Source organism: Vreelandella sp. DA03-1M (genome assembly GCF_055725665.1).
This window is the reverse complement of the sequence record NZ_CM146798.1, coordinates 2,395,079-2,408,106: the sequence shown is the minus strand read 5'-3', so window position 1 is coordinate 2,408,106 and position 13,028 is coordinate 2,395,079. Positions and strand designations below refer to the sequence as shown.

General features: G+C 50.5%; 17 protein-coding genes. 10 read left to right on the top strand and 7 right to left on the bottom strand.

The window, feature by feature from the left end:
- Nucleotides 1-47: 47 nt before the first annotated feature.
- The 3 genes from ACXUPB_RS11215 to ACXUPB_RS11205 are packed head-to-tail and all read right to left on the bottom strand — an operon-like array spanning nt 48 to nt 2,128.
- Nucleotides 48-476 carry a protein tyrosine phosphatase family protein gene (locus ACXUPB_RS11215; protein ID WP_035558083.1) on the bottom strand — a complete coding sequence of 143 codons (429 nt, stop codon included), beginning with the start codon at nt 474-476 and terminating at the stop codon, nt 48-50.
- A 45-nt stretch (nt 477-521) separates the two neighbouring features.
- A complete protein-coding gene (locus ACXUPB_RS11210; RefSeq protein WP_179915089.1) occupies nt 522-1,430 on the bottom strand; it encodes an MBL fold metallo-hydrolase in 909 nt (302 codons plus the stop codon).
- A gap of 50 nt (nt 1,431-1,480) precedes the next feature.
- Entirely contained in the window at nt 1,481-2,128 is a 648-nt protein-coding gene (locus tag ACXUPB_RS11205) for a peroxiredoxin (RefSeq protein WP_179915090.1), read from the bottom strand.
- A 100-nt stretch (nt 2,129-2,228) separates the two neighbouring features.
- Here ACXUPB_RS11205 and ACXUPB_RS11200 point away from each other — a divergent pair, with 100 nt between their 5' ends.
- From ACXUPB_RS11200 to ACXUPB_RS11185, 4 genes are all read left to right on the top strand, one after another.
- Nucleotides 2,229-2,591: a hypothetical protein gene (locus tag ACXUPB_RS11200; protein WP_472952430.1), complete on the top strand. Its 363-nt coding sequence runs from the start codon at nt 2,229-2,231 to the stop codon at nt 2,589-2,591.
- Nucleotides 2,592-2,787: 196 nt separating this feature from the next.
- Complete coding sequence (locus ACXUPB_RS11195; protein ID WP_472952428.1) at nt 2,788-3,921, top strand: endonuclease/exonuclease/phosphatase family protein; 1,134 nt, start codon at nt 2,788-2,790, stop codon at nt 3,919-3,921.
- A gap of 337 nt (nt 3,922-4,258) precedes the next feature.
- Entirely contained in the window at nt 4,259-4,456 is a 198-nt protein-coding gene (locus tag ACXUPB_RS11190; RefSeq protein ID WP_472952426.1) for a hypothetical protein, read from the top strand.
- Between the two features lie 84 nt (nt 4,457-4,540).
- Complete coding sequence (locus tag ACXUPB_RS11185) at nt 4,541-5,152, top strand: flavodoxin family protein (protein WP_472952425.1); 612 nt, start codon at nt 4,541-4,543, stop codon at nt 5,150-5,152.
- A 38-nt stretch (nt 5,153-5,190) separates the two neighbouring features.
- Here ACXUPB_RS11185 and ACXUPB_RS11180 read toward each other — a convergent pair whose 3' ends face one another.
- The 4 genes from ACXUPB_RS11180 to ACXUPB_RS11165 all read right to left on the bottom strand — a co-directional run bounded on the left by ACXUPB_RS11180 (nt 5,191) and on the right by ACXUPB_RS11165 (nt 7,629).
- Nucleotides 5,191-6,252 carry an ion channel gene (locus ACXUPB_RS11180; RefSeq protein ID WP_472952423.1) on the bottom strand — a complete coding sequence of 354 codons (1,062 nt, stop codon included), beginning with the start codon at nt 6,250-6,252 and terminating at the stop codon, nt 5,191-5,193.
- 134 nt (nt 6,253-6,386) lie between these two features.
- Nucleotides 6,387-6,530, bottom strand: coding sequence for a hypothetical protein (locus ACXUPB_RS11175; protein ID WP_158414210.1), 144 nt, complete (start codon nt 6,528-6,530; stop codon nt 6,387-6,389).
- A complete protein-coding gene (locus tag ACXUPB_RS11170; protein ID WP_139041550.1) occupies nt 6,527-6,853 on the bottom strand; it encodes a hypothetical protein in 327 nt (108 codons plus the stop codon). Before ACXUPB_RS11170 ends, ACXUPB_RS11175 begins: the two co-directional genes overlap by 4 nt.
- 293 nt (nt 6,854-7,146) lie before the next feature.
- Nucleotides 7,147-7,629, bottom strand: coding sequence for a hypothetical protein (locus tag ACXUPB_RS11165; protein WP_472952420.1), 483 nt, complete (start codon nt 7,627-7,629; stop codon nt 7,147-7,149).
- 96 nt (nt 7,630-7,725) lie between these two features.
- Between ACXUPB_RS11165 and ACXUPB_RS11160 the strand changes: the two genes are divergently transcribed.
- The 6 genes from ACXUPB_RS11160 (at nt 7,726) to ACXUPB_RS11135 (ending at nt 13,018) form a co-directional block, all read left to right on the top strand.
- Complete coding sequence (locus ACXUPB_RS11160; protein ID WP_045812118.1) at nt 7,726-7,908, top strand: hypothetical protein; 183 nt, start codon at nt 7,726-7,728, stop codon at nt 7,906-7,908.
- Nucleotides 7,909-8,368: 460 nt separating this feature from the next.
- Entirely contained in the window at nt 8,369-9,367 is a 999-nt protein-coding gene (locus ACXUPB_RS11155) for a DctP family TRAP transporter solute-binding subunit (protein WP_472952417.1), read from the top strand.
- Between the two features lie 59 nt (nt 9,368-9,426).
- Nucleotides 9,427-9,954 (top strand): TRAP transporter small permease, encoded by a 528-nt coding sequence (locus ACXUPB_RS11150; protein WP_472952415.1) that lies wholly within the window; start codon nt 9,427-9,429, stop codon nt 9,952-9,954.
- Nucleotides 9,955-9,956: 2 nt separating this feature from the next.
- Nucleotides 9,957-11,225: a TRAP transporter large permease gene (locus ACXUPB_RS11145; RefSeq protein WP_472952413.1), complete on the top strand. Its 1,269-nt coding sequence runs from the start codon at nt 9,957-9,959 to the stop codon at nt 11,223-11,225.
- Between the two features lie 26 nt (nt 11,226-11,251).
- A complete protein-coding gene (locus ACXUPB_RS11140) occupies nt 11,252-12,025 on the top strand; it encodes an SDR family oxidoreductase (RefSeq protein ID WP_472952411.1) in 774 nt (257 codons plus the stop codon).
- Between the two features lie 24 nt (nt 12,026-12,049).
- Nucleotides 12,050-13,018 carry a 3-hydroxyacyl-CoA dehydrogenase gene (locus ACXUPB_RS11135; protein WP_472952410.1) on the top strand — a complete coding sequence of 323 codons (969 nt, stop codon included), beginning with the start codon at nt 12,050-12,052 and terminating at the stop codon, nt 13,016-13,018.
- Nucleotides 13,019-13,028 lie beyond the last annotated feature (10 nt).

Here is a 13,028-nt window from a genome sequence, read left to right as displayed (position 1 = left end):
TACTCGCCTGCTGATATAGTGTCATCACGACTAATGTCGTCGCACGGTTAGGTTGGTTGATCTTCGAGCCCTCGCCGATGCTCTTCCAAATCGAAGCCTGCTGCTTTTGCAGCGGTAAATAGTTCAGCCAGATCGCACTGCTCCGCTTGACGCTTAGCGTAGGCCCATAGATGGGTAGCCCGCTTACCGGTGCGGCAGAAAGCCAAAATAGGCCGGGGAAGTTGCTTTAGCGCCTCAGCAAAGGCGGCAATATCCGCTTGGCTGTAGTCACCGGGAGTAACCGGAATGTGCGCCCACTGAAGGCCAATCTCTGTGGCTTTTCGACGGTAGGCCTCTTCACCCGGAAACTCAGCGCTTTCTCCAGGCTTGCAGTTACAAATAACCGTCTTGAAGCCTTTTGCTTTTACTTGCTCAAGCTCTTCTACCGTGAGCGCCGAGGTAATCTCGACATCGGTTTCTAAAGGCTGCGTTTGCATGGCCATGCTCCTTCTATCGTAGAGGTTCTGAAAGTTAGTGGTTTATTAATCCCAAGCGGCGCCTTCCAGGGCATCCAGCGGAATTTTTAAGTAGCGCTTACCATTAGCTTCCGGCTCCGGCAGTCTTCCACCACGCGTGTTGACCTGTAGAGCGTGCAAAATCAGTTTGGGCATGGGCAATTCACTATCGCGCTTGTGGCGTAGAGAGATGTAATCCGTTTCACTCATGTTGACTAAATGCGGGTTATGTTCAAGCTGCTCAGCGACCGTACTTTCCCACTGGGGCTCGCGGTCATCGGGCATATAGTCGTGGCCGGTAAACAGCCGTGTGTTAGCGGGCAGCGATAGAATCTGCTGAATGGAGTGCCACAATACCTTGGCATCCCCACCGGGGAAATCTGCCCGTGCGGTACCAAAGTCTGGCTGGAATAGAGTGTCGTGCACGAAGGCCGTATCGCCAATCACATAGGTAATCGAGGCCAGCGTATGGCCGGGCGAGTACAGTACGCGAGCATTCAGTTCACCGATGTTAAAGGTGGCGCCTTCACTAAACAGTGTGTCCCACTGGCGGCCATCGGTAGGCATTTCTGGCCAGTGATAGATCTCCTTCCACAGCGTCTGCACTTTGGTGACATGCTGCCCAATAGCCGTGGGAGCACCTGTCTTTTCTTTTAAATAGTGTGCCGCAGAGAAGTGGTCGGCGTGGGGGTGGGTATCGAGAATCCACACTACCGACAGTCCCTCTTTTTCGATATAGGCTAGCAGTTCATCGGCGCAATGGGTCGCGGTCGCGCCGGACTTTTCGTCAAAATCCAATACGGGGTCGATAATCGCACACTGCTTGGTGGCGGGGTCGCTCACCACGTACTGGATGCTAAAGGTACGTGGGTCAAAAAAGCCGGCGACATCGGGCGTGCCTGTTCCGGTGTGCTTTGAAAGCTTAAAAGTATTCATACGTAGTCCTCCTAAGATGTGAGGTATATCAGGATAAGGAGCTTCCAGCATTAAAGTGCCTTTTTGCAGAAGTACCAGTCGGTGTATTCATAGCCTGCTGATTTACGAGCTTCCGCATCTTGCGAGGTGTGGGGTGGTGGAACGATGACCGGCTGGCCGGGCAACCAGGCTTCCGGTGTCGCCACCCCATGCTCATCGCTTGTTTGTAAGGACTTAACCAGGCGAAGCACTTCTTCCACCGAGCGACCGTTAGTCATCGGGTAGTACAACATGGCACGCAGCACACCCTCTGGGTCAATCACAAAAGTAGCGCGAACCGCAGCGGTGTCGCTGACACCTGGCTGAATCATTCCGTAGGCATTTGCCACTTTCATGTTGAGATCAGCAATAATCGGAAAGGTAATCTCAACGCCGAAGTTATCTTTAATGCTGCGTGTCCATGCGATGTGCGAGTGAATGCTATCGATGGAAAGACCCAACAACTCCGTGTTGACCTCTTTGAACTGTTCTGCGTAATTCGCAAATGCCGAAAATTCCGTGGTGCACACTGGGGTAAAGTCCGACGGGTGGGCGAATAAAACCAGCCATTTACCTAAATAGTCAGTGAGTGACTTTTCACCATGAGTGGTTTTCGCGGTAAAAGCCGGTGCTGGACGATTAATTTGTGGCATTACGGGTTGGAAGGTTTCATTAGACATGTCGAATTCCTGAGAAGTGGATTTTTCTTTCAGGAATAAAGATAGATCATTTTGTTATCAATAGATAATAGTATGGCATTATGGAGCTGATAGGGAGCCCTTGGCAGTTTCCGGTGTTCCTTATGGTTATCTCCGCTCCCCCGGTGACTCGCAGCCAGGTCTGTTCCCGCTGGGGGATCAAGCAGCGGTTATCCCGTCGTTTGCTGGTGATGGCATTGCGATTGCCCTGCACATGGCCTTCCTTGCAGCCCGCGTTCACGCCTCAGGTGGCGATTCCAATATGTATCAACGCTTGGCCTACACCGATCTAACGCGCCCAGTCCGCAATGCGGAGCTACTGGCGAGCGTGCTCTCTTATCGCTTAGGTCGAAAGGCGGCCTTCCTATGTGCACGGCTATGGCCAACAATGCTGAGAGAAACAATACTTGAGACGCGGGTTGGCCAATCTCTCCGCAGTCGATAGCTGCCTGCTTGACATAAACTCGGTTTTGAAGCGATTCGCTAAGACGATTAGCTTACCAAACCAATTCAGATTAGTGATCATCACCCCGGTTGCGGAATTCACGATTTTTCTTATTAATTACTACGCATTAGGCTACATTTATGCGAGATTAGCGGCCAATCATTAACGGCCGCCGTTGCTGCGTTTGAGAGGTTTCATGTTTTTAAAGCTTCTTTTGTGGGCCAGCCGAGTGCTGGTTCTTTTAATGGTGGTGGTATGTCTTCTACCTTTGTTACCCAGTGGTGAGTGGTGGGTCAGGCTGTGGGATTTCCCTCGTTTGCAGTTAACCGCCGCGTTGGTGTTTCCGCTTCTTCTGTTAGCTATCCATGCGTGGCTCAAGCGCCCACGAAAAGAGCATGCCGCCTGGGTAGCCGTTATCCTGGCCATTGCTGGGTGGCACCTTTACCACATCTTGCCCTTTACCCCCGTTTGGCCCACCGAGGTTCCGTCGGCGGAAATGCGGTCCGATGACGACCGGACAGCGTTAAAAGTGCTGACCGCCAATATTACTTTCAAAAACGATCATTACCCCGAATTGATAGAGATGGTGCGTCGTGAGGACCCCGATCTCTTACTGTTGATTGAAGTTGATAGCGCGTGGGAAGAAGGGCTGGCACCGCTGGACGACTATTACGATTATCGGGTGGGAGAGGTGCGTGATGAAGGCCAGGGACTGGTGCTTTGGTCGCGTTATCCGCTTTTGGAGGAGCAGGTGGAACACTTAGTTTCTGAGCGCAGACCGTCGGTTTTCGCCACCCTTGATGTGCCAGGCATGGGCGCCGTGCGGTTTGTGGGGGCTCACCCTGTACCCCCCGGCCTTGAAGAAGATATCAAGAGCGAAGATAACGAGGCACGACGGGATAGCCGTGAACGCGATGCGGAACTGATGCTGATAGCAAATCATGTGCAGGAAGACCCGGATAATCGCTGGATCGTCACCGGCGATTTTAACGATGTGGGCTGGTCGCATACCACGCGGCTGTTTGCCGATTTGAGCGATCTAAAAGACCCCCGTCGTGGCCGACGGTTGCTGAGTACTTACCATTCGGCGTACCCGTTTTGGCGCTATCCAATCGACCATCTGTTCGTCTCTGACGGGCTTCATCTGGTTGAGCTTGAACGTGTCAAAGTGATTGGCTCCGACCACTTCGGCATCGTTACGACACTTGCCGTTGGGCGCAAAGACCAGGAAACGCCCGAAGCGTCAGAAGAAGAAGAGGAAGAGGCCCAGGAAATGGTTGAAGAAGGAGAAGAAGACGCCGCCGAGCATGACGCGGGTGCTTCAGAGTAGGGCAGCTATGGTTAAGCTAACTGCTTGATCTGGCATAGTGTTAATCATAGGCTCCCTAGTATTTAGCCATAGTGTAGATAACTCTCTACTTACAGATAGGTTTATTTAAATTCGCTTGATTGAAGCATGCGCAGGCATCAGTGACATTGGTTTTTGTTTTAGCCAGCATGAAGCACGATCTTTTCATTAAGAAGATATAGGCTTTCTGTAATAACTGACATTAATTATAATAAGAAAAAAGATATTGAACTCTAAAATTTGTTAACCGTTTTACTCCATCACCAAGTTCCTATGTGTACTAGACTGAATATTATGCCCAGTTTAAAGGAGAGGCCACATGGATAAGGAGGTCATTGATGCTATCCGAGCCAAAGAGCAGCTACCGGAAACGATGACGGATAGCGAGATTGTCCAAGAGTATAAAGGAACCTACACGGCGGCAAGGGCGGCTATCAGCTTGGATCATAAACCGCTGGATCAAGTATTGGCTGATACGATGGCAAAGATTTTTCCTTTTATGCGTAATAAGAAGTAACCGTTGCCCAGCTCATCGGCCCTCTCATGGCTAGAGCGTCCCATAAAGTTACTTATGGAAATGTCATTCACATGGAGGTAGCACATGACACTCACGGCATTCGCAATTAACTGCACCCTTACCCCTTCACCCGCCGAGTCCTCTTGCGAGCGGCTTATAGCGGAGACGCTAACAGAGCTTGAACGTCACGGTGTCACCGGCGAGCAGATCCGCGCAGTCGATTTTAACATCAAACCTGGCGTAACTTCTGATGAAGGAGAGGGGGATGATTGGCCTCAACTTCGTCAGCGAATCCTAGACGCCGATATATTCATCTTGGGCAGCCCGGTTTGGTTAGGGCATCACTCCAGTGTTTGCCAGCGCGTTCTAGAGCGGCTTGATGCTTTCCTGGATGAGACAGATGACCAGGGGCGGCTTGTCTCATACGGTTGTGTTGCGGGCGTCGTGGCGGTGGGGAATGAAGATGGCGCGCATCATATTATCGCCGAACTGTTCCAGGGCTTGAACGATGTCGGTTTCACGATTCCAGCGAATGCTTCTACCTACTGGGTAGGCGAAGCAATGCAGTCAACCGATTTCAAAGATTTGAAGCAGACGCCAGAGGTCGTTCAAACCGCAACAGCGGGACTTGCTCGTAACTGTGTTCATCTCGCAACGCTACTGAAGCAAACCCCATACCCTAATCAAGATAACTGACACCTGTGTGCGTTAGGCGGAGCGAAGGGGGAATTGCTCTAGCGGGGCTCGCTGAGCAAGCCTCCCATTTGTTGTTCCGAAAGCCGTGTATTGGCCATGTAGTAGACGATATCGCCATCTTGTAATGGACGGTCCGTGGCAGGGTTGAGCATGTTGCCTTCGCTATCGTCCTGGCCGCTAGCGAGCCCTAAAACGGTGGCGTTGCAGATCTTTTTCGCCTGTATAAAAAGGTCGCCAAAAGTGGCACCAGCAGGCGGTTTACTTATCTTCGTTTGATACTGCGTAGCGCCGCGATCGACGGCAAGTAGCTCATTAACCACTCGCGAAATACCGGCATCTGAAGCGGAGCGTACCAGCATTTCAAGTGCCAGCGCCTGGGTGCATTCGATACCGGGTAAGGTGCGACGTAGCATCGCTGCGGTGTCAGGATTTGCGCAGTGGGCGACAATATGGGCACCTTTCCCTTTTAGGCTGTAGGCACTCAGTGCGACAGTGGCCACCCGATCATCGCTTGTGTCATAAATAATAATACGGCTGGCGTTCTCAACCCCCGCCCGCTTGAGAAGATCAGCATTGGAAAAACTCTCGCCTTTAATAAACTTTAGATCGGCTGGGCGTGGATTGCTCATCTCTTTGATCACACAAAGCACTATCTCGTCAGGTAGGCTTTTGTCGGCTTTGAGAATATCCAAAATACGTTCTGTGGTTTCGCCGTGCCAGCCGATAACGAGGGTATGGCCGGTTAGGTGGCTAAAATCGCCTTTTCCTTGCATTTGCAGTCTCCAAAAAACTGAAAGTGTGACAGTGGCTTTACCAATCAACGCTGCAAACAGCGAAATGCCGCCTGGAATGAGATAGAGCGTGGTGATCCATCTGCCAGCCACTGTTTCGGGGCTGAAATCACCGAAACCGACAGTGCTGGCAACCACCACATAAAAGTAAACCCAACCGGTAATGGAGTCGGCCATTGTTTCGCCGACCATGGAAAAAAACGCCCAGGTAGTGCCCATGTGTGCGAGGACTACTAGCAGAAGAAATGTCCAAGAGATTTGAAGAGTTGATGCTTTGAGGACGCGAAGCAGTCGCTGGATTACAGGCATTTGGGTCTCTTAGAGTAATAAGTGCGCATGTTCTTTGTTTGGCGCGGAAGTCGAGAATTGAGTGTTTAAGCGTCTATGGAATAAACAAAAAGGGCCGCAAGTAGCGACCCTTTGTTATTTATAAGCTGTAGCTCTTAAGCGAAGCGCTTGGCAATCCAGGAAAATGCGCTCTCGGTAAGTGATTTTTTACCGTGGTGCTCGCGGTACTGACTCCAGACCATACCGCCTGATACTACCGCAAGGCTCATCAACATACTGGCAAGAATAAGTTCATTCATGGTTTACTTTCCTCATCTGAGGTTTTATCCCGCTCCACATAACCATAGCCGAACGACCCGACAAAGATCAAGAGTATACCCAGTCCCACGCCCATCCAAACATTATCGGTATTTAAGCTGGGATTGGTGACTACCCAGCCCGCCGTGAAGCAAGTGGCCACTACGATCACGCCCACGTTGCGAGTCGCTTCCAGGAACTGCTGCCGGGTTGCTCGGGCGCCTATTCTCCTGCGTACTGCTGAGGCCCTGCGTTCCTGTAAGCTTTTGTTGAGCCTAGCACGTAGAGCCTCTTGCGGGTCTTTACCATCATGAGGTTCTTTCAAACGACCACCTGTCATTAATGTCAAAAACAGTAATTAAAAGCCAGCCTTATTTACTTGGGTTCCGCGTGTGCAGTCGCCATAAACCATGGTGTCGCCAGCTTCTTCAGCAAGTTGTCGGCAGTCTGCCGTTCTGGAAGAGGTTGGGCCTGAGCTACAGCCTACAAGCATAAAGGCCAAAAGGCAGAGGGGAATAAGCGTTTTCATTGATAACTCCTTGTCAGCAAAATAATCCTTACGTCATTGAACATCATCGTTAATGAGCGTGTCGATGATCGACGGATGGCAATTTTAGTCTAGGGGCCGCAGATCCACTGGCCTTTGATAGCCGATTGATCTGACCCGACGACCATTAATTCTGCTGGGGAGGGGGGAGATTCGCCGCTGCCTTGGGGTTCGCCAGTGATGGAAACTTCAACAGCGCCGCCATCACCTTCAAAGGTGGTGCCTCGCAGCATGCCATCAAAGCCCCCAGGTGCACTGACATGGTAAAGCTCATTGTCTAGCTTGATGAGCCCTTCAGCAGGTGATGTTGAAGCAACCACACCCATGGCAACCAGTAAGACGGATTCATTATCAGAAGTAAAAGCACAGCTTAGCTCACCCGCTAGCTCAGCATTGCTCATATCGTCTTCGGAAAGAGGCGTTAGTCGGTGTTCTTGAGCCGAACTGCTGCGGGAGTCTTGTCTTTCAGGGTTGTTGCTATCCCTTTCTTGGGAGCAGGCCGCTAGTGCTAAGGCAGCCACAGTGCTGAAGAAAAATGCGTTAGTAACGCTCATTGCTAATATCTCCCGTTCCATGGATGAATTTGCCAGCGGAACATCATGGCGTATGACTATGTCTTAGTGAAACACCTTATTACTAGGAAAATGAGTATGGATCGTATATTCGCATGGGATCACCACCACCGTCAGGTTGTATACCGCATTCCCGGTCATAAGCATGAAGACGGCAGGGAAGATAGTGACTTATCACCTGTTTGGATACCTGCGGAGGAGTCTGATTTACCAGATGGAGTCACAGTTGAAGATTTGCGGGATGTGTCTGTTAAGGAGTGAACCTTTCATTGTTTATTAAAATTTTACTTGCCTAGCAAGGCTCCTAACTTAGCAACGCAGTGAGGCATTCTAAGCTCTCGCATGGTTGCGCTTTATTTTTTGAGTGTCTATCTCTAGCTGCAAATCAACCTGCTCCTTGCTAGAAGACAAGATAGACACCAAAAATCCCCCTAATCGTCTCCAGCGCTACTGGGCCATGAATTAAGCCTCTAAGCATGAATATCCGTCCCTTCAACGCGAGTATTTAGAAATTAAAAGACTACGTATTCATGATATTATACTAAATTATATCATATTTATTTCAAATGGTTATATTGGTTATCAAAATCAAATAAATTGCCATATTGAATACGTAGTCTTTTTCATCTAGAACTAGGGAGGTTGAACGTAGCCAGGCTTTGATTCCCAAGAGCGTGGCGTTGCATCGGCAACAAAAATAATGACAAAAGGAGCTTAACGAATGAATCACATCCAGCTTACTTCGCGAACAATCTCTGTATTAGCGGGTGCGGTTGCGCTAGCAATGGCCACCAGCGCCGCTGCACAAGCCGAGCGAGTTATTGATGTTAGCTTGCCCCTTGGCCCTGATTCTCAGCAGGGCGTTGGCGTATTGAAGTTTGGCGAAGAGTTAGAACGCCTTTCAGAAGGGCGGTTGAGCATTGAGCCGCACTATAACAATGCCTTAGGGGCCGAGCGTGAAGTGGTAGAGGGAATGGGATTCGGCATTATTGATGCCGGTATTACTTCTACTGGGCCAATGGGCGGCTTTGTCGATCAGTTCATGCTGTTTGATTTGCCTTATATTTTTGAAAACCATGACCATGCTTATGCTTTCCTAGACAGTGAGCATGGCGAAACGCTTGCACAGCTTGCTGAAGAGCAAATGAACGTTAAGTTCTTAGCATGGATGGAAAATGGCTTCCGCCACAACACCAATTCAGTGCGTGCACTTAACAGCCCAGAAGATTTGCAGGGTATCAATCACCGCACCCAAGAAAGCCGTGTGCAGGTGGACACCTGGGAAGCGTTGGGCGCCAATGCTACTCCGATGGCCTGGACCGAGGTGTATACCGCTCTGCAGCAAGGGGTCATGGATAGCCAGGAGAATCCGTTACCGACCATCTACGATGTAAATTTTTACGAAGTGCAGGACTACTTGAACCTGACTCAGCATGTTTACTCACCGGCACCGTTGATGATGGGGTTGGATCTGTTCAATTCGTTTAGTGAAGAAGACCAGGCGGTTATTCTGGAAGCCGCACAAATTGCGTTGCCTTTTCAGCGTGAGGCTAGCCAGGAGCTTGAACAGCGCTACCTCGTGCAACTCGAAGAGCTGGGTATGACAGTTACTCATCCCGACCTTGAGCCTTTCCGTGAGGCTGTCCGTCCTGTGATTGAACAGTGGTCACCGACAGTGGGTGAAGTCCTCGTTGAGGCTGCTATTAATTTCGATTACTGATCCCTGGAAATACGCGGGAGAAATGTCTCCCGCGCTCTTTCTCTAATGGTGAGGCAGCTATGAAGTCTTCTCTGTTACTGATCAACAGAGTGATTGATCAGTTTAATCGTGTAGTGGGTTGGGGCTTGGCGTTCTTGTTGCTGACCATGACCGTACTGATTTTTTGGCAAGTTTTCGCTCGGTTTGTCGTCGGAAAACCGCTATTTTTTTCTGATGAAATAGCACGTTTCGCGATGATTTGGTTGACCTTTATTGGGGCGGGTTACGCTTATCGCAAAGGCGCACTTATCTCTGTCGATATTCTTCTTGAGTATTCAGGACCTCGTTTCTCGAGCGTATTAAGAGTGTTAGTAGTGCTTTGTTCGGCGCTATTTGCACTGATTATCGTGATATATGGGTTCGACCTTGTCGGCCGCGTGGCCAGCCAGACGGCACCCAGCACTCGCGTATCAATGATGTGGCCTTATATGGCTGTCCCGCTAGGCGGTATCGTTATTCTCGTTAATAGCGTGGCACTGTTAATCGATGAAGTGGTGGGTAAAGAGCACCCAAAACGGGCAGACATCCAGCCGCCGGAGGTTAACTAATCATGGCCATCATGCTGTTCCTCCTGCTATTAGGCTTTTTTCTGGTTGGGGTTCCTATTGCTTTCTCTTTAGGGTTGGCATCGGCCGTGACGGTATGGCACGGCGATTTAATGCCTATGCTGATTGTGACCCAGCAATTGATTGGTTCGGTGAACTCCTTTCCCTTAATGGCGATTCCGTTTTTTATTCTGGCGGGATCGTTAATGCAGTACGGCGGCATTTCTGAACGCTTGGTTAATTTCTCTAATACCCTGGTGGGTGGGATGACCGGCGGGTTGGCTATGGTGGCTATCGTTACCTCGCTATTCTTTGCGGCCATTTCCGGTTCAGGCGCCGCGACAACCGCCGCCATAGGTTCCATCTTGATCCCAGCAATGATGGCGAAAGGCTATCCAGGCAGCTATGCGGCTTCAAATCAGGCAGCGGCAGGGGCTCTTGGCGTTATTATTCCGCCCAGCATTCCACTCATTCTTTATGCGATTGCCGCAAACGTATCGGTGGGCGATATGTTTATTGCCGGTATCCTGCCTGGCATATTAGTCACCATATCGCTGCTGATATTTGCCTACATTTTTGCCCGTAAAAACGGCATCGGGGGCAACCAGAAAAGCACGCCTAAAGAGATGCTGTTAGCGGCCCGTAAAGCGTTGCTGGCAATTCTCATGCCGGTAATCATTTTGGGAGGCATTTACGGCGGGATCACCACCCCAACCGAAGCTGCTGTGATTGCCGTTGCCTACTCATTTATCATTGGTTTCGTGGTTTATCGTGAAATTAAACTGCGGGATTTAATGCGCATTTTGCAAGAATCAGCGGTTACCACGGCCGTGGTATTAAGCATTATTGCGGCAGCCGGACTGTATGGAAGAATTCTGCAAAGCCTGAGAGTGCCCACCATGGTATCGGACTTTGTGCTTTCAACCATCGGTAGCCCTTTAGCATTTATCATTATGGCCAATGCGCTGCTGCTGTTTGTGGGTATGTTCATTGAAGCCGCTGCCGCCATTCTTATTTTCGTACCGATATTATTGCCGATAGCGATTAGCTTTGGCTTCGACCCGGTTCATTTCGGCATCATCATGGTGGTGAATCTGGCGATGGGGATGTTTACGCCTCCCGTTGGCCTAAATCTTTTTGTAGCCTCGCAGATTTCCAATATCGGTGTCGCCCGCTTAACGAGTGCCATCTTGCCGTTCGTCGCCATCGTACTTGTCAACGTCTTAATTATCAGCTTGATACCTGCGCTATCCACGTGGCTACCGTCACTTTGATACCCCTAATAAAAAGGAGAATAAACATGTCAGTCATTGAAAGCTTAATACCGCGTCAAGGATTAAAGGTACTGGTTACCGCAGGCGCAAATGGCATTGGCTTAGTGATCGCCCAGGCCTTCAAAGAGGCAGGCGCAACGGTGCATGTATGCGATGTGGACGAAAGAGCACTGGGTGCCTTACCGGAGGGCATTACGTATACGCTAGCGGATGTTAGCAAAGAGGCCGAAATCACCCGTTTATTTGATGATGTAAAGCAGTTGGGCGGGCTTGATGTGGTGGTTAACAATGCTGGAATAGCGGGGCCAACCGCGGGTATTGAGGAGATCGGCGAAGAGGAGTGGGTGCGAACCATTGATATCAACCTGAACGGCCAGTATCGGGTTGCTCATCGCTCAGCCGCACTGCTACGTGAAAGCCAGGGATTAATGATCAACCTTGCCTCTGTCGCCGGGCGATTGGGGTTTGCTTATCGTACACCTTATGCGGCGAGTAAATGGGCGGTCGTCGGTCTAACCAAGAGCTTGGCGTGCGAGCTGGGCCCAGATGGTGTTCGTGTGAACGCGATACTGCCCGGTATTGTTCGCGGCCCGCGGATTGAGAATGTGATTAAAGATCGCGCTGCCAAGCGGGGAATCAGCTATGAGGCAATGGAGAAAGAGAATCTAGCCAAGGTTTCTATGCGCAAAATGGTAGAACCCACGGACGTTGCCGCGATGGCGCTATTTTTATCTGCTCCTGGTGGCTCCAATATCTCCGGTCAGGCACTAAGCGTGTGTGGCAATGTTGAAACACTATAAATACAAAGAAGAGGTGCGATATTCATGCAATCAATAACTGAAGAGTCGCAGGTGCAGCCAACAACAATGACGATTGGCGTAGTCGGCGCTGGCTTAATTGGTCGCGCTTGGGCGATTGTGTTTGCCAGAGCTGGTTTTACGGTGAGTGTGTATGACGTTAACACTGCGGCGCTTGAAAATGCCGGCTCGGCTATTCGGCAATCACTTGTAGATTTACAGCAAGCAGGTTTGGTGAATGGCGTGGAGCAAGTGATGAGGCACATTCGCTTTGATGGCGACCTTGCTAGCGCCATGCAGGGAGTGGGGTATGTGCAAGAGTGCGGGCCTGAAAATGTCGAGGGCAAAAGAGTCATCTATCGTGAGCTTGAATCGGTAGTCGCAGACGACACTATTTTGGCCAGCTCTACCTCTGGCATTGCCGCTTCGCTATTTAGCGGTCATTTGCGTCGTCCCGAGCGGTGCCTGGTTGCGCACCCCGTTAACCCACCTTATCTAATTCCATTGGTGGAAGTGGTACCCACGCCGCAAACCGCAGACGTTGCGACCAATACTACATTAGCGCTAATGGAGGCCGCCCAGCAGGCACCCATTTTGGTGCGTAAAGAAATTGAGGGCTTTGTACTCAATCGGTTGCAAGGAGCCTTGCTCAATGAAGCCCTGCGTTTGTTCCGTGATGGATACGTTTCCGCAGAAGACCTCGATAAAACCGTGAAATACGGGCTTGGGCTGCGTTGGTCGTTTATGGGGCCATTTGAAACCATTGACCTCAACGCACCGGCGGGCGTTGTGGATTACGCCAATCGTTATGGTCCTTTGTACCATCAGGTAGACCAACAGCGGGGCAGGGAGAACCCCTGGGATGAAACGACGTTACAGGCCCTGGATAAAGAGCGCCGTGACTTACTGCCCAGTGCTCAATTGCCGACTCGTCATGAGTGGCGCGACCGTAGATTGATGGCGCTGATGGCCCATCAACGCTCAATGCCTGAATAAGAAGCTTGAA

Coding starts and splice junctions, on each gene's coding strand:
- ACXUPB_RS11215 (WP_035558083.1), bottom strand. CDS start 476: ATGCAAACGCAGCCTTTAGAAACCGATGTCGAGATTACCTCGGCGCTC.
- ACXUPB_RS11210 (WP_179915089.1), bottom strand. CDS start 1,430: ATGAATACTTTTAAGCTTTCAAAGCACACCGGAACAGGCACGCCCGAT.
- ACXUPB_RS11205 (WP_179915090.1), bottom strand. CDS start 2,128: ATGTCTAATGAAACCTTCCAACCCGTAATGCCACAAATTAATCGTCCA.
- ACXUPB_RS11195 (WP_472952428.1), top strand. CDS start 2,788: ATGTTTTTAAAGCTTCTTTTGTGGGCCAGCCGAGTGCTGGTTCTTTTA.
- ACXUPB_RS11190 (WP_472952426.1), top strand. CDS start 4,259: ATGGATAAGGAGGTCATTGATGCTATCCGAGCCAAAGAGCAGCTACCG.
- ACXUPB_RS11185 (WP_472952425.1), top strand. CDS start 4,541: ATGACACTCACGGCATTCGCAATTAACTGCACCCTTACCCCTTCACCC.
- ACXUPB_RS11180 (WP_472952423.1), bottom strand. CDS start 6,252: ATGCCTGTAATCCAGCGACTGCTTCGCGTCCTCAAAGCATCAACTCTT.
- ACXUPB_RS11175 (WP_158414210.1), bottom strand. CDS start 6,530: ATGAATGAACTTATTCTTGCCAGTATGTTGATGAGCCTTGCGGTAGTA.
- ACXUPB_RS11165 (WP_472952420.1), bottom strand. CDS start 7,629: ATGAGCGTTACTAACGCATTTTTCTTCAGCACTGTGGCTGCCTTAGCA.
- ACXUPB_RS11160 (WP_045812118.1), top strand. CDS start 7,726: ATGGATCGTATATTCGCATGGGATCACCACCACCGTCAGGTTGTATAC.
- ACXUPB_RS11155 (WP_472952417.1), top strand. CDS start 8,369: ATGAATCACATCCAGCTTACTTCGCGAACAATCTCTGTATTAGCGGGT.
- ACXUPB_RS11150 (WP_472952415.1), top strand. CDS start 9,427: ATGAAGTCTTCTCTGTTACTGATCAACAGAGTGATTGATCAGTTTAAT.
- ACXUPB_RS11145 (WP_472952413.1), top strand. CDS start 9,957: ATGGCCATCATGCTGTTCCTCCTGCTATTAGGCTTTTTTCTGGTTGGG.
- ACXUPB_RS11140 (WP_472952411.1), top strand. CDS start 11,252: ATGTCAGTCATTGAAAGCTTAATACCGCGTCAAGGATTAAAGGTACTG.
- ACXUPB_RS11135 (WP_472952410.1), top strand. CDS start 12,050: ATGCAATCAATAACTGAAGAGTCGCAGGTGCAGCCAACAACAATGACG.